The organism is Myxococcaceae bacterium, assembly GCA_016000045.1.
Lineage (GTDB): Bacteria > Myxococcota > UBA727 > UBA727 > JABDBI01 > AER2-1.
This window is the reverse complement of the sequence record JAECQY010000003.1, coordinates 43,128-58,321: the sequence shown is the minus strand read 5'-3', so window position 1 is coordinate 58,321 and position 15,194 is coordinate 43,128. Positions and strand designations below refer to the sequence as shown.

At 48.6% G+C, this 15,194-nt stretch carries 17 protein-coding genes and 1 tRNA gene; 3 read left to right on the top strand and 15 right to left on the bottom strand.

Annotated features, from left to right (window positions below; genetic code table 11):
* The 3 genes from I8H75_02350 (at position 1) to I8H75_02340 (ending at position 4,713) form a co-directional block, all read left to right on the top strand.
* Positions 1-1,014, top strand: coding sequence for an AgmX/PglI C-terminal domain-containing protein (locus tag I8H75_02350; GenBank protein MBH2006176.1), 1,014 nt, complete (start codon positions 1-3; stop codon positions 1,012-1,014).
* The gene (locus I8H75_02345; protein MBH2006175.1) at positions 1,001-2,131 is read left to right on the top strand and encodes a hypothetical protein; all 1,131 of its coding nucleotides are present in this window, start codon (positions 1,001-1,003) and stop codon (positions 2,129-2,131) included. Before I8H75_02350 ends, I8H75_02345 begins: the two co-directional genes overlap by 14 nt.
* A 71-nt stretch (positions 2,132-2,202) precedes the next feature.
* Positions 2,203-4,713: a DUF1566 domain-containing protein gene (locus tag I8H75_02340; protein MBH2006174.1), complete on the top strand. Its 2,511-nt coding sequence runs from the start codon at positions 2,203-2,205 to the stop codon at positions 4,711-4,713.
* Between the two features lie 84 nt (positions 4,714-4,797).
* Here I8H75_02340 and I8H75_02335 read toward each other — a convergent pair.
* The 15 genes from I8H75_02335 to I8H75_02265 all read right to left on the bottom strand — a co-directional run bounded on the left by I8H75_02335 (position 4,798) and on the right by I8H75_02265 (position 15,083).
* Positions 4,798-4,874 (bottom strand) — tRNA-Pro (locus I8H75_02335).
* A gap of 46 nt (positions 4,875-4,920) precedes the next feature.
* Positions 4,921-5,457, bottom strand: a complete 537-nt coding sequence (gene sufT, locus I8H75_02330) for a putative Fe-S cluster assembly protein SufT (protein ID MBH2006173.1) — start codon at positions 5,455-5,457, stop codon at positions 4,921-4,923.
* A gap of 14 nt (positions 5,458-5,471) precedes the next feature.
* Positions 5,472-5,909 carry an SUF system NifU family Fe-S cluster assembly protein gene (locus tag I8H75_02325; GenBank protein ID MBH2006172.1) on the bottom strand — a complete coding sequence of 146 codons (438 nt, stop codon included), beginning with the start codon at positions 5,907-5,909 and terminating at the stop codon, positions 5,472-5,474.
* Complete coding sequence (locus I8H75_02320) at positions 5,903-7,078, bottom strand: SufS family cysteine desulfurase (GenBank protein ID MBH2006171.1); 1,176 nt, start codon at positions 7,076-7,078, stop codon at positions 5,903-5,905. The genes I8H75_02325 and I8H75_02320 overlap by 7 nt, the downstream gene beginning before the upstream one ends.
* On the bottom strand, positions 7,069-7,683 hold the full coding sequence (locus I8H75_02315; GenBank protein ID MBH2006170.1) for a SufD family Fe-S cluster assembly protein: 615 nt from the start codon (positions 7,681-7,683) through the stop codon (positions 7,069-7,071). The genes I8H75_02320 and I8H75_02315 overlap by 10 nt, the downstream gene beginning before the upstream one ends.
* On the bottom strand, positions 7,667-8,404 hold the full coding sequence (gene sufC, locus I8H75_02310) for a Fe-S cluster assembly ATPase SufC (GenBank protein MBH2006169.1): 738 nt from the start codon (positions 8,402-8,404) through the stop codon (positions 7,667-7,669). Before sufC ends, I8H75_02315 begins: the two co-directional genes overlap by 17 nt.
* 1 nt (position 8,405) lies before the next feature.
* Entirely contained in the window at positions 8,406-9,833 is a 1,428-nt protein-coding gene (gene sufB, locus I8H75_02305; protein MBH2006168.1) for a Fe-S cluster assembly protein SufB, read from the bottom strand.
* Positions 9,830-10,228: an SUF system Fe-S cluster assembly regulator gene (locus I8H75_02300; protein MBH2006167.1), complete on the bottom strand. Its 399-nt coding sequence runs from the start codon at positions 10,226-10,228 to the stop codon at positions 9,830-9,832. The genes sufB and I8H75_02300 overlap by 4 nt, the downstream gene beginning before the upstream one ends.
* A gap of 295 nt (positions 10,229-10,523) precedes the next feature.
* Positions 10,524-10,742 (bottom strand): AtpZ/AtpI family protein, encoded by a 219-nt coding sequence (locus I8H75_02295; protein ID MBH2006166.1) that lies wholly within the window; start codon positions 10,740-10,742, stop codon positions 10,524-10,526.
* Positions 10,743-10,765: 23 nt separating this feature from the next.
* A complete protein-coding gene (locus I8H75_02290; GenBank protein MBH2006165.1) occupies positions 10,766-11,179 on the bottom strand; it encodes an acyl-CoA thioesterase in 414 nt (137 codons plus the stop codon).
* On the bottom strand, positions 11,176-12,045 hold the full coding sequence (atpG, locus tag I8H75_02285; GenBank protein ID MBH2006164.1) for an ATP synthase F1 subunit gamma: 870 nt from the start codon (positions 12,043-12,045) through the stop codon (positions 11,176-11,178). Before atpG ends, I8H75_02290 begins: the two co-directional genes overlap by 4 nt.
* Before the next feature lie 3 nt (positions 12,046-12,048).
* A complete protein-coding gene (locus tag I8H75_02280) occupies positions 12,049-13,620 on the bottom strand; it encodes a F0F1 ATP synthase subunit alpha (GenBank protein ID MBH2006163.1) in 1,572 nt (523 codons plus the stop codon).
* Positions 13,611-14,132: an ATP synthase F1 subunit delta gene (atpH, locus tag I8H75_02275; protein MBH2006162.1), complete on the bottom strand. Its 522-nt coding sequence runs from the start codon at positions 14,130-14,132 to the stop codon at positions 13,611-13,613. Before atpH ends, I8H75_02280 begins: the two co-directional genes overlap by 10 nt.
* Positions 14,129-14,641, bottom strand: a complete 513-nt coding sequence (locus I8H75_02270; GenBank protein ID MBH2006161.1) for an ATP synthase F0 subunit B — start codon at positions 14,639-14,641, stop codon at positions 14,129-14,131. The genes atpH and I8H75_02270 overlap by 4 nt, the downstream gene beginning before the upstream one ends.
* On the bottom strand, positions 14,634-15,083 hold the full coding sequence (locus I8H75_02265) for an ATP synthase F0 subunit B (protein ID MBH2006160.1): 450 nt from the start codon (positions 15,081-15,083) through the stop codon (positions 14,634-14,636). The genes I8H75_02270 and I8H75_02265 overlap by 8 nt, the downstream gene beginning before the upstream one ends.
* Between the last annotated feature and the right edge of the window lie 111 nt (positions 15,084-15,194).

Below are 15,194 nucleotides of genomic sequence, written 5' to 3'. Positions count from 1 at the left end.
ATGAACGTATTTGAGAAATTGAACAACGCTCTTTTGCTAAGCGCCCTTGCCTTCTCGCTTTTGCTTCACTTGTTTGTGGCCATGTCGATTATGAACATTAAGATTCCAGAACAGGTGACCCAGCGCGATTTTGAAAAATGGGTGAAGACTGTTCAACCGATTCGATCCAAGGGGATTGTTCTCAAAAAAGTTCCGGCTCCTTTGGCGCATGAAGCCAATGAGCCCGTTCCAATTCCCAAACCAGCTAAAGAATCCAAAGTGGCCGTCAACGAGCCCGCTGTTCTTCCCTCGAACAAAGAATCGGCTTCACCTTCAGCAACGCCCAGCAAAAGCCTGCAAGCTTCTCCCAAAGAGCCTGGCCAAGGATCAAACCCGATTCGGAGTAAGTTGGCTTCTTCGGGAGTTTTGGGTCTGATCGGAGTCTCGGGTGAATCCAGCGGACAAAAAGGCCGTGGAACTGCAATGGCCAATGTCTTCTCCTCGAATTCTGATTCGTTCAGCGATGATTTGGATTCTGCGATGAAAGAAAAACGCAGTTTTGCTGTGGCCTCGGGATCTGGGTTTTCAAAAAGTTCGTTGAAGGGTTCTAGCGGATCTCTCAAATCGACGGCGGACATCGATTCGGTTGGAAACAGTTCCAGCGGTAAAGTAGCCGTTGCAGAGAGAAAAGAAGCCGAATTGCCAGTGGCACGCGTTTCCTCCGGCAATTCCAGCGTGACGAAGGGTTCTGCGGATCAGTTGGGTGTTCTAGGCACTTTAGCCAAGAAAAATTCTTCTTTTACCCGGTGCTATGAAAAAGCCCTCAAAAACAGCCCTGATCTATCGGGCAAGTTGGCTTATCAAATGAGTGTCTCTGCTGAAGGCAGTGTTTTTGAGGTTCAATTTATTGAAGATACCTTGAGATCGTCTGATGTTTCCGATTGCATTCGAAGCATTTTATTGAGACTCGTATTTTCGCCACCGAAAGGAGGACCTGCTATTTTTAGCAGCGTGCTCGTGTTTGGAACGACTTAATTTTGAAACTTTAGAACAGGCTGTCGCTCCTGTATTTCGGGAGATGCAGCGCTATGGCCTTTACGTAAATCGAAAGGCTTGGGTGGAAACGATTGAAGTTTGCCGAACTGAGATGCTAAAATATCAGAAGTTGGCAATGGATTGTCTTTCAGGCCCTCAGCATTTGGACTTATTTGGAGAGTCCAGCCTGAACTTGAATAGCCCAGCAGATGTGGCCGGTGCTTTGTCAAAATGCACGAACCCTGCAGAGGCTCAAGCCAGCCTGGATCGCTATCGAGAAATGGCCAAATTGGTCCAAACTTACGGAGCCACTTTTATCGAGTTTATCGATCCGATATCTTGGCGAATTCATGCTCATTTTGAGTCGACGGGAGCCTCGACAGGTCGAGTTTCCTGCCATCGACCGAACCTTCAGAATCTTCCTTCAGATACTCGTTTTCAAGCCTGTTTAAGCGCTCCTGCTGGACGAGCGATTGTGCGAGCAGACTATGCTGCGTGTGAACTGCGTATTTTAGCTGATTTCTCAGGCGACGCTTCGTTTCTCAAGGCCTTTGAAGACAGCGAAGATCTGCACACTCAAGTCGCTATTAATTTGTTTGGCAGCCCCACCTATCGAGAACAAGCGAAAGCAATCAATTTCGGGATCATTTACGGAATGGGTTCTAAGTCCTTGGCTGCAAGTTTGCAAGTGACGCAGAATCAAGCAGAAGAGTGGTTGAAACAGTATTTTAAGAAGCACCCGCGCATTAAAGCCTACCTAGACTGGAGTGTCCAAGAAGCTTACGCCAAGGGCTATGCTCAGACTCGCCTGGGTAGGCGTCTTGCGCTGAATACGAGCCAAGACATCTCTCGTGTCGCAAAAAACATGCCGATTCAGGGAACTGCTGCAGAACTTGCTAAATTAGCGATGGTATGGGTGCATCGACGCTTATCTCAGGATTTTCAAGAAGCTGTTTTGGTCAACATGATACACGATGAGCTGGTGGTGGAGTGTCAAGAAGCAGATCAGCAGCAGGTTGCCGAAGTGCTCGTCTATGAGATGGAACGCGCTCAAAAGAGAATTTGCCCACGTGTTCAGCCGAAAGCGGAAAGCGTGATCCTGCCGTATCGTCCTTGATATTGCAATTTATTATTACGGAAACTCCAAAAGCCTTTTCTTGCTTTCTTTCTTGCGGTAGCAATTGCGGAATGAGGAAAAATCTAAAAACCCAAGCACGGTGCTTGAGGCCGGCAAGGCTTTGGGTGTTCTTCATTTGGGGGCAAGCCGCTGTTGCTGCCTGGCTTAATCAAAGCCAGGTAACGAATGCCGTGGCGAATCAGGCACTAACGCAGCTCGTTTCGAACCAGACATTGCCTGCCGCCCAGCAAAAACAATTGTTTTCGACCGGATTGAAGGCTTTGTTTGCCGAGTTAACTCCGGCGATTCAAGCGATGCCGGATTATACGGGCCAATTTGTGGCCAATTGTTCCATTTTCATGAACACTCACATCGAGCGCGTTTTGTGTGAGATCAACTCCACGATCGCTTTGGGGAGACCGGAGTGCTGCGGACAAAGTTCCTGGCTTCCTTTGGAATATGAGCATCAAATTACCGAAAGCGCGATTTTATTGGTGAGTTTTTACGCCGATTGGACGGGTAAGACGTCGCTGTCCTCGGAGTCTTATGCCGTTCGTTTGTTCGATCGGATGCCAACGTGCACCGCGTCTGCGAGTGTTTCGCAAACAAAACCAACGCTCAGCCAAACCTTCAGCAAAGCCTCTTCTCGGAATACTGTGAGTTTGCTGGATACGCTCAGCCTTTCTTTCACCGAGGGCTTAAGCCCGAGTCAAAAGCGTACTCGTACGCTGAGCGATGTGGAGTCGGCCACGAGAAGCTCAAGCAGGACTCTCAGTGCGTCTGAGACGAGCGGAAGTTTGTCGTATTCCCAAACCTTGAGTCCTACCGAAAGCCCAAGCGCTCCGGTGATTTGGAATCCCGAGTGGGCGAATTGGCAAGTGACAACCGGTGTCTATCGAGACAACGCCAATCAAACGGGCCGCTATCTTGAATCCGTTCCAGGGGTTATCACGGATCGGATGACAGGTTTGCAGTGGCAAAAGGTAGGGAGTGCACCTGCTAGCAATTGGACGGCTGCCCAGGCCTATTGCGCTGATTTGCTTGAGTCTGGGTTTGGGGACTGGCGTTTGCCCACACACGTGGAACTTCAGACCTTGGTCGATTACACGATGGATTGCGCTGGCCCCTGCCTGGATCTGAATTTTTTCCCAGGCACTCAAACCAGCAGTTACTATTGGTCCTCCGACGCTTTACAGGGTTACCCGGGCAGTGCTTGGTGGGTAAGTTACGGCAGCGGTGCCTATGGCGCGGGACTCGTTTGCAGCCAGGGTTATGGTGGTTGTTCTTCAGTGCCTGCGAGTGGCTTTACGCGTTGTGTGCGACCCTTGTCGGCGGTTCGAGAGGTGGATCGTTATACCTTTAACAGTACACAGGTGTTAGACACGGTGACGGGCTTGATTTGGCAACGAACGGTTTCCGGAACCTATAACTGGAGTTCGGCACAGGCTTATTGTGCGGGTTTAAACCTGGATGGTTTGCCCTGGCGCCTTCCCAATGTCAAAGAATTGTCGACGCTTCTGGATATTCATGTGGCGTACCCGGGTTCGACGATCAATACGACGGCTTTTCCGAGTACACCGCAGAACATATTTTGGACATCAATGCTTTATTCGTGTGCACCCTCGTCCGGTGCGTGGGGCGTGGATTTCGGTTATGGCAGCGTCGGCACGTATCTCATCAGTGTTACGTACTGTGTCCGTTGTGTGCGTTCTCCTCAGGTTTACAATCCCGAGTGGGCGAATTGGCAAGTGACAACGGGTGTCTATCGAGACAACGCCAATCAAACGGGCCGCTACCTTGAATCCGTTCCGGGGATTGTCACGGATCAAATGACGAGTCTGCAGTGGCAAAAGGTAGGGAATGCGCCTGCAGGCAATTGGACAGCTGCCCAAGCTTATTGTGCTAATCTGTTTGAGTCTGGTTTTGGGGACTGGCGTTTGCCCACGCACGTGGAACTTCAGACCTTGGTGGATTATACGATAGATTGCGCTGGTCCCAGCGTGGATCTGGATTTTTTTCCAGGCACTCAAACCAGCAGTTACTATTGGTCCTCCGACGCTTTGCAGGGTTACCCGGGCAGTGCTTGGTGGGTGAGTTACGGTAGCGGTGCGTATTACGCAGGCCTCGTTTGCAGCCAGGGTTATAGCGGTTGTTCTTCAGTGCCTGCGAACGGCTTTACGCGTTGTGTGCGACCCTCATCGGCGGTTCGAGAGGTAGATCGTTATACCTTTAATAGCACGCAGGTTCTGGACACCGTAACGGGCTTGATTTGGCAGCGAACGGTTTCTGGAACCTATAACTGGAGTTCTGCACAGGCTTATTGTGCGGGTTTGAATCTGGACGGTTTGAGCTGGCGTCTTCCCAATGTCAAAGAATTGTCGACGCTTCTGGATGTTCGCGTAGCATCTCCGGGTCCAACAATGAACACGACGGCTTTTCCAAGCACGCCTCAGAGTTGGTTTTGGACATCAACGCCTTATTCTTGCACGCCCCCGTCCGTTGCGTGGAGCGTGAATTTCGGTGGTGGCAGCGTCAACACGTATGGCATCAGCAGCGCGAACTATGTCCGCTGCGTGCGTTGAAGACGGGATTTTTATTTTTATAAAAATCGAAACAAAAATAAAGTCTGTAACGATGCTACGATTACCACTTTTTTTCGTTGATTTTGGTCGGGGTGACAGGATTTGAACCTGCGGCCTCTTGGTCCCGAACCAAGCGCTCTACCAAGCTGAGCTACACCCCGATCATTGGGATCGGCTTAGCGTAGGACTTGAAGCTTTGCAACTGATTTACATCATGCCTAATTGCAATCGAGCCGCATCGGACATTCTTTCTGTGCTCCAGGGTGGATCAAAGGTGAGATCGATGATAACGGTTTCTATTCCCGGTATTTCTCGAAGTTTGGTTTCAATATCGTTCTTGAGGACTTCTCCCATGCCGCATCCAGGAGCCGTTAAAGTCATCTGAACTCGTAGGTCTGAACCCAAAATTTCCAATTCATAGACCAGTCCGAGCTCGACAATATTCACCGGTATTTCAGGGTCGTAACAGGTTCTGAGTTGAGCCCAGGCTGCTTCTTCCAAACTGGCGTATTGTTCCCAATTTGGTTTTTGACGTTCTTCGGGAACGGTTTGTCCTAAGGCGTCTGCATCTTTTCCGTCAATCCGGACCAGATAACCCCATTCTGTTTCAACCGTGAACATTCCGCCCAGAACTTGGGTGATATAGACTTCGTGTCCCTGTTCAAGGGTCATAGAGTCGCCATTGGGGATCTGAATACCCACGCAATCTCTGCTCAATTGAACGTTCACTCCACCACCGTACATATGCATGAAACCTTTTACTCCGTTGTTATTTCAGCGGCTTGCTCTTTTAAAGCGGCCTCAAAAGTATGCCAAGCGAGCGTGGCGCATTTCACCCGAACCGGAAATTCGCGAACTCCTCGCAAGGCCTGTGCTTTGACCAGATGATCGAATTGATCTTTTTCCTGCGTTAAAAGCTCATGGAATTCTTGAAAAAGGATTCGTGCTTCCTGGAGCGTTTTTCCAATTAACTCGTCGGTCATCAGCGAAGCAGAAGCTTTGGATATGGCACAACCTTCCCCCTGAAATCGAATGTTTTGGATGCGAGCGTTTTCAATTACCAGGTAAACAAACAGCTCATCTCCGCACAAGGGGTTATGCCCATGAGCCGAATGGGTGGAACCCGGCAGATCTCCGTAATGGTGAGGATGCCGGCTATGGTCCAGAATCAGTTCTTGATACAAATCATCTAACATCGAAAGACCCGTCTTACTTGATGCAAAGCGTAAACCAAAGCGTCCACATCTTCTCGCGTATTGTACAGACCGAAAGAAGCTCGGACCAAAGCGGAAACACCGAGCAATTGCATCAAGGGTTGTGCGCATAAGTGCCCTGCTCGAATGGCAACTCCTTCACGATCGACAATTGAACTAATATCATGGGGGTGAACGTCGCTGAGCAAAAAAGACCAAAGAGGCATTTTATGAGGTTGATCCCCGAAAAGCCGGAGGCCTGGCACGGAAAGAAGCTGCTCTCGAGCGTATTGGGTGAGCGCAGTGAGAGCTTCATGATTTTGAACCTTGAGCCATCTCAAAGCTTCCCCGAGGCCGATCACGCCCGCAATATTCGGTGTTCCAGCCTCAAATTTAGCGGGCAGTTTCGCAAAACGCGTATCTTCGAAGCGAACCGACTCGATCATGTCCCCGCCCATTTGATACGGAGGCATTTGCTCCAGTAAGTGTTCCCTTCCCCAAAGAATCCCCGTTCCTGTTGGGCCATAAACTTTATGACCTGAAAAAACCAAAAAATCGCATCCTAGAGCCTGAACATCGATGGGAACATGTACCGCCGCTTGAGCGGCATCGATCAGTACCTGCATTCCATGCGCTTTCGCTTGTGCGATCCAGCTCGAAAGAGGATTCAGAACTCCCAGCGCGTTGGAAGCGTAGGTGACGGCAAGCAAACGGGCTGTGGGACCGAAAGGAATTTCACCCACGTGATCCAGCGGAATGACTTTCAAGTGGCAATGGTAGTATTTTGCTGCCATTTGCCAAGGAACCAAGTTCGAGTGATGCTCCAGGCTAGAAATCCATATCTCATCACCAGGCTTCAAAAAGGCTTTTGAATAAGAATGAGCGAGTAAATTAATCGACTCGGTAGTTCCAGAAGTGAAAATAATTTCTTGGGTCGAGGGAGCTTGGATGAAATGCTGAACCTCCGAACGAGCCGATTCAAATTCGCGTGTGGCTTGTTCACTCAGAGCGTGAACGCCACGGTGCACGTTCGCGCAAAACTCCTGTTCATAGGCACGTTCTGCCTCGATAACGCACAGAGGTTTTAAAGCCGTTGCCGCTGTATCTAAGTAAACCAGACGACGGCCATGTACTAGCCGGTTTAAAAGGGGAAATTGCTGGGCTATATCCATGCTTCGACTCGCTTTTGAAATTCAGGGAACTGGCCAATGATTTCATTTGAAAACGCTTGTATGAGCAGGCGTTGAGCTTCCAAGATGCTCAATCCTCGAGCTTGTAGGTAAAAAAGAGCCTTGTCATCAAGCTGCCCAACTGTGACCCCATGCTTGCATTTCACCGAATCCGTCTGAATGACCAAATGGGGATCTGCTTGGCACCGTGCATCGGGCGATAGCAAAAGGCTTCGATGCATTTGGACCGCCTCCGATCCCATTGTTTTTGCACCAACGTTCACTTGCGCATGAAAAGAACCTTGCGAAGCATCTCGATAGAGGCCCTTATGCAAAACCGAGCTGCTGCAATTAGAGACTTGATGTATTACATGAATAGTAGACTCTAACTTGCTGTTATATTTAGCAAAATCAAGAATTTTAATTGTGCACGAAGCGTGCTCTCCGAGAAAGAGGACTCGGATCGAATGCCTTAAATCTTTCTGAGCGAGCGACAGGCAGGTGTAGTTCAGGTGAGAATGGGCTTCGAGCTCAAATACTTGTTCTGCATGGTTCTCTAGCAAGACGACTCTCTGCTCAGTCTGATCTTTCTCAATGCGTTGAATCATAGCCTGTTTGCTCCAGAGAAAGCGCCAGCTCTTTCGGGCCAGTTTGAACGATGGCACCATCGCGCAGTACATGGACATAGTCAGGCACAATATAGTCCAGCAATCTTTGATAGTGTGTCACCAATAAAAAGCTGCGGTTGGCATGGCGAAGCGCGTTAATATTTGCGGCGACGATCCGAAGTGCATCGATATCAAGACCTGAATCCGTTTCATCTAAAATCGCTAAATCAGGTTCGAGTAAAGCAATTTGCAAGGCTTCATTGCGCTTCTTTTCGCCCCCTGAAAATCCTTCGTTGACGTTGCGTTCTAAAAAAGCTTTGTCCATTTTTAAAAGTGCCATTTTTTCTTGAATTTTCTTTAAGAAATCCACAGCATCCATCTCAGGCAAGCCTAAGTGACGACGTTTGGCATTCATGGCCGCTTTTAAGAAATAAGTGTTGTTGACCCCAGGAATTTCGATCGGGTACTGAAAGGCTAAAAAAAGACCTTCCAAGGCTCTTTGCTCAGGCGATAAGAGGAACAGATCTTGATTTTTAAACGAAACAGAGCCGGATTCGATGGTATAAGCTGAATGGCCCGCCAAAACCTGAGAAAGAGTGCTTTTCCCGGAACCATTGGGGCCCATGATCGCATGCACTTCGCCCGACTTGATCTCAAGTGAGAGGCCTTTTAAAATAGGCTTATCGCCTGTTCGAACATTCAGTCCTTGAATCTTTAGCATATTATCCAACGGCTCCTTCCAGTGAGATTCCCAATAATTTTTGCGCTTCCACAGCAAACTCCATGGGGAGCTTGCGAAATACGCTTTTGCAAAATCCGTTTACAATCAAATTGATGGCATCTTCCGTTGAAATGCCTCGTTGTTGGCAGTAGAAAATTTGATCATCGCTCACTCTCGAAGTGGTTGCTTCGTGCTCAATCTGCGCAGTTGGATGGCGAGCATCGATGTATGGGTAGGTATTGGCTCCACATTCATTTCGAAATAAGAGCGAATCGCATTGTGAATAGTTTCGAGCATTTTCAGCCCCTTTCTGTACGCGAACCAAACCTCGATAGGAATTTTGACTTTTCCCCGCGCTGATGCCTTTGGAAATAATGGTGCTGCTTGTATTTTTACCGATGTGGATCATTTTAGTTCCGGTATCGGCTTGCTGGCAGTGGTTAGTCACTGCAACGGAATAAAACTCTCCCGAAGATTCATCGCCTTGTAAGAGCACGCTCGGGTATTTCCAGGTAATGGCCGATCCGGTTTCCACTTGCGTCCAAGAAATTTTGGATTTGTATCCTCGGCAAGCTCCACGCTTAGTGACAAAGTTGTAGATACCACCTTTGCCGTTTTCATCGCCCGGGTACCAATTCTGAACGGTGGAGTATTTAATCTCGGCACGATCGAGCGCGATCAGTTCAACCACCGCAGCGTGAAGCTGATTTTCATCGCGCATCGGAGCGGTGCAGCCTTCCAGATACGATACGTAACTGCCTTCTTCTGCAACGATCAAGGTTCTTTCAAATTGCCCGGTATTTGCGGAGTTAATGCGAAAATAAGTCGACAGCTCCATGGGACAACGAACACCTTTGGGGATGTAGCAAAACGAGCCATCGCTAAAGACAGCCGAATTAAGGGCTGAAAAAAAATTGTCAGCCATCGGGACCACTGTTCCGAGATAAGAGCGTACCAATTCCGGGTAATTTCGGACGGCTTCGGAGAATGAACAAAAAACGACTCCTACTTTCGATAAGCGTTCTTTGAAAGTCGTTGCTACGGACACGCTGTCAAATACGGCATCCACCGCTACATTGGCGAATTTTTCTTGCTCACGAAGTGGGATGCCCAGTTTTTGATAGGTTTTTAAAATCTCAGGATCCAGCTCATCCAGGCTCTTCAGCTGCTTTTTGGGTTTTGGAGCGGAGTAGTAGCAGATTGCTTGATAGTCGATTGGAGGATAGTTGAGGTGAGCCCAATGCGGTTCACGAAGGGTTTTCCAATGTTCAAAGGCTTTGAGGCGCCAGTGCAGTAACCACTCGGGTTCTTCCTTTGTTTTCGAAATAAAGCGAATCACGTCTTCGTTGAGGCCAGGAGGAAGGGTGTCGGATTCAATGTCCGTTACAAAGCCGTAAGCGTAACTTTTTTCGGTCAATTCTTGGATCATGAGCAGCTCTTGAGATCAGCCAACGAAATGGTTGATAACGTATTCTTGAGGATTTGGTTGATGGTTTGCCAAGGTCGTTGAGTCGGACAAGCATTCTCAAGTTGGCAGCTATTTTGGCAATCCGTGAGTTTAATCGGTCCTTCCAAGGCTTCGATGATAGCAAGCAAAGAAATGGTGGCGGGATCGTGAGCAAGCGCGTAACCGCCCTGCACGCCCCGGCTTGACTCCAACCAGCCTCCTTTGTGGAGCTGTTTCAGGAGTTTGCTTACGGTGGTACTCGGGACTCCTGATTCTTCCGCCAACTCGCGCGTGGTTGAAATAGACCCTTTGCTTTTTTGAGCTAAGTAGACCATCAAAATAATGGCATAGTCTGTCAGTTTGTGGACACGGATCATTGGAAATAGGACCATATTGGTCCTATTTTGTTCGTCAAGCGGGTACTCTAGAGGCCAAGTTTGGAAATTTTTATTTTTGATTCAGCCCGATCAACACTTCGAGAGAAAGGCCCGTCGCTTTCAAAACCGACTCCTGATCGATGCCAAGGCTTAAAAGTTTTCGAGCGGTTTCTTCAACCGCTTTAATTTTACCAATCGCTTCGCCTTCAGAAAATCCCAGGTCAAATTGTTCCTTCGCCGTTATGTCCAGTTAGCTTCGAAGACTTGAGAGCCAGAACCGCCAGGTGAAAGCGCCTTAATCATCTGAATTTTGCCTCAAATAGTCCTTAGAAAGTCTCCATAAAGCTTTCCCAGCAGCAGCGACTCCGAAGGCGGTTCCGATGAAGATCCCTGCCGGCGCCACGCCATAGTGGCCATCAATCCAATCACCGAGTCCGGCACCAACGATGATCGAAAGCCCGACTTCGAGCCCTATGGCTCCAGTTCGTATATATTGCCGGTAAAAATCGTCCATTCTGGCATCCTATTTTTCGTACTCTAAAGTCGAATCGATTCTAAAAATTCACGAATAACTTCTGGGATAGGCATCGATTTGGCCTGATCGAGGTTTGTACAGACGCTCGTGATTTCAGCTTCAAAGCTCAATGCATCATTATCTTGGCGAATAAACTGAAAGCCGGTTCGCATAGAACTGGTTCCCAAATGCAAGATTTGAATATCCACCCAAATTCGGTCCGCATGTTTCAAAGGCGAACGGTATTTCCCTTGCACCTGAACGGCCGGAAATCCCCATCGCTGTTCGTCAATTATTTGCCGGTAGTTGAGCGGAGCGGATGCATTCACCCAGTCTTCAAAACTCTCTTGGCAATACTCGATAAAACGAGGGTAATAGAGCCAGCCCGCGGCATCAACATCGGCAAACCGGACGTATTTTTCAAGCCTCACGCTCATGTTAAGGCTTCAGCTCCCCCGATGATCTCCATCAGCTCTTTAGTAATGGAAGTTTGGCGCGCTCGATTGTATTGAAGCGTCAAGGTAGAAATAACGTCTTTGGCATTCCGTGTTGCATTCTCCATCGCGGTCATACGAGCCCCATGTTCAGAAGCAACCGACTCTAAGCAAGCCTGATAAAGCTGAGTCGTTAAATGTTTGGGAAGCAGATGCTCTAAGAGTTCTGTTTGGGATGGCTCGTAAAGGTAATCGACCGGATCTTCAACCGATTTGGCTGAGACAATCGGCAATATTTGCTTCAAAATAACTTGCTGAGAGATAGCACTCTTAAACTCGTTGTAGATAATATAAACTGAATCTACGTGGTCTTTTAAGTAAGAACTGGCTAACTCTTCGGCAATTTCAGAAGCTTTGAGGTAACTGGGGCGGTTCAAAATATCCGTGTAATTTTTGCGGATTTTTACTCCCTCTCGTTTTAGCGCCTCAAAGCCTTTTTGACCGAGCGTTGAAACACGAATCTCATCGTGTTCATGGGCCTTTTCCGCGAGAAATCGCTGAGAACGCCGGATGATATTGGAATTAAATGCGCCGCAAAGGCCTCGCTCCGAAGTGAGGACCAAAATTTCCACGCGCTTGAGCGACTCGTGAATTTCCAAGAGCGGATGGGCTGCTTGGCCTTGGAGTTCGAGCCGCTTCGCAATACGACCCACCACTTCGTCCATGCGGCGCGCATAAGTCTTTGATTTACGGACTTCATCTTGAGCGCGACGAAGTTTAGCCGCAGCCACCATCTTCATCGCTTTGGTGATTTTTTCCGAACTCTTAACGCTTTTGATACGCTTTCGGATATCTCTCAACGATGCCATTGCTTATGCTCCGAACACGCTTTCAAATGCGAGCAAAGCTTGATGAAGCCTTTCTCGCAATTCTCCATCCACTTTTTTTCTGGGATTCTCTCGGATGCTTTGCAAGATATCGGCGTGCTGAGCGCGCATATAGACCGTGAGCTCTTCTGCGTAGTGGGCAATCTCGCTTGGCTCGATGTGTCTCACGAAGGTTGCATTGGATTCTGCATGCTTGGCCTGAGTCGCCGCGTAAATCTGAACGACCTGCTCTTCAACCGGATAAGGGCTGTATTGCTTCTGTTTCAAAAGTTCAAACAAGCGTTTTCCACGCGCAATTTGCTCCAAAGTCGCTTTGTCTAAGTCCGAACCAAACTGTGCAAAAGCAGCTAATTCCCGATACTGAGCCAGGTCAAGGCGCATCGTTCCTGCAAACTGCTTCATGGAAGCAATTTGAGCCGCACCACCCACTCGAGAAACCGAAAGACCCACGTTTACAGCGGGACGCTGGCCTGAATGAAACAAGTCGCTTTCTAAGTAAATCTGGCCGTCTGTAATCGAAATAACGTTTGTTGGAATATAGGCAGAAACATCCCCTGCTTGCGTCTCAATAATGGGCAAGGCCGTGAGACTGCCTCCGCCTTTCTTAATATAGGGGTAAGCCGCCAGCTCTTTTTCCTGGCTGCTAATCTTAGCCGCCCGTTCGAGCAAACGGCTGTGAATGTAAAAAACATCGCCCGGAAACGCTTCGCGACCGGGAGGTCTTCTCAAAAGCAAAGAGAGTTGGCGGTAGGCAACCGCTTGTTTGGACAAGTCGTCATAGACAATTAAAGCGTGTTCGCCATTGTCCCGCCAATACTCTCCAATCGCGGTACCTGTGTAGGGGGCCAAAAATTGCAAGGAAGCCGGATCGGAAGCCGTCGCTGAAACCACCACCGTGTATTCCATGGCACCGTGCTTTCGGAGTTTATCCACCACTTGAGCGACGGTGGATTGTTTTTGGCCGATCGCTACGTAAATGCATTTCACGCCTGTATTTTTCTGATTTAAGATGGTGTCTATCGCAATCGCGGTCTTGCCAGTTTGGCGATCCCCGATAATCAGTTCGCGCTGCCCGCGGCCAATGGGAATCATGGCGTCGATGGCTTTGATCCCAGTTTGCATCGGTTCCGTCACGGGTTCTCGGGCAATAATACCGGGCGCTTTGGTTTCAATCAGGCGTCTTTCCGTCGCAGCAATGGGGCCTCGATCGTCAATGGGCTCCCCTAACCCGTTCAACACACGACCTAAAACGGCATCGCCTGCTGCAACGTCAGCGATTCGGCCGGTTCTTTTGACAAGGTCTCCTTCTCGGATATCGGTATCGCTTCCCATGATTGCGATGCCCACGCAATCTTCTTCTAAATTCAGAAGAAGGCCCTTGGTGCCATTGGAGAACTCGACCAATTCACCTGCTTGAGCGTGCTCAAGACCGTAGACACGGGCAACGCCGTCGCCGACTCTTAATACCGATCCGGTTTCTGCAACTTGGGTTCGGGTATCGAAATTCTCGATTTGGTCTTTTAGAATGCGCGATATTTCTTCTGCTCTTAGCTGCATAAATCCTTTCTTAACTGCGAAAACTGTGTTTGAAGGGTGTTGTCAAATACCAAGCCGCCGATCTTTGCACGAATTCCAGCCAAAACGGCAGGGTCAACTGTATTCTCTGTCAGTACCGGCAGGCCTATTCGATCGCTGAGTGCTTGGGCTATTTGTGCGCTTTGCTCAGCATCGAGCGGTTTGGCGCTGGTAACACGAGCTCGGACACGGCCTAAGTGGCGATCCAGCTCCGAACGAAACGAAGCATCAAGTTCCGATAGCAACGAGATACGATTTCGATCTATCAATAGTTTCAAGCAGTGCAAGAGCGCAGGTTGGAGATCGAGATTTTTAATCAATCGAAAGCGTTCATCTTTTTGAAAACGAGGGTTTTCAAAAAATTGCTGAACGGCAGGGATTTTGCAAGCATCTGCTAAAAATTTGAGTTGAGATTCAATCTGTCCTTGCTCTTCAGCACCCTGGACTGCGGATAATAAGGCCTTAGCATATCGCTTCGCGATGAGAGCGCTCATTTTTTAAGTTCCATACGGCTTTCTCGAATAAAATGAGCGAGCCGCTTTGGCTCATGCTCTGGATCCAGTTTAAGATGCTCCAGCGCCGATCCAAGGACTTTTTCTGCTAGATCTCGTTTAAGTTTTGCAACCGTTCGAAGAATTTCTGCCTTGAGAGTTTCCTGAGATTCAGTTCGAATCAGTTCGGCGATTTTTTCTGCTTCTTCCTGCAAACGAGCTTGTTCCTGCTTTCCTTGATTCTGGAAATCCAATTTCATGGATGCAATCTCAGCATCAAGCTCCGCTAAACGAGATTCGTATTGGCTGAGTTTTCGAGCCGCATCTTCCCGAGCAATTTGAGCTTCTTGAATGGCAGTTCGAATGCGATTGGAGCGGTCTTCCAAATAGGTTCTCAAAGGGGTTCGTGCAAAGCGATAAAGAAGGAAGAGAAAAATGGCAAAAGTTAGCAAAACCCAGCCAATCGCAGGGCTTTCTCTGTAGCTTGGACCGATTCCCCACCAATTAAGCATGAGTTGGTTCCCAGGTTGGATTGCTATCGAAATCAACGAGTCGTTCCGATACGCGTTGAGATATCTCAGGCTGCATCGCGAGGAGTTCGGCACGGACCGTCTCGATTTGCTCATGCAGGGCTTCTTGAGCTGCTTTGAGCTCCTGGGCGTTTTGTTTGCGAGCGGTGTCTAAAATTTCTCGATGAAATCGAGCACCTTCGGCTTGAAGAGCGATTAGGGCCAAACGCGCTTCTTTTTGAGCTTGATGAATTCGAAGTTCTACTTCTTCCAAGCGTTGCTGAGCTTCCTTCTGAAGTCTTAAAGCTTCTATTCGAGCCCCTTCGATGCGCCGTTCGCGTTCGTCAAAAAGCTTTTGCATCGGCGCAAACAAAAATTTCGACAACCAGGCCAGAAGACTTAAAAATAGAAAAAGCTGGACCAGAAGCGTCGAGTTTACTTCCATGCTCCCGTTTTTAATGAGCTTCGATAGTCCTGTCAACGGGCTGGCCCGGATTGAACAAAGCTTTGCTGAAATTTGGGCTGAGCGCTTCGCTTTGAAAAGCCATTATTCTAT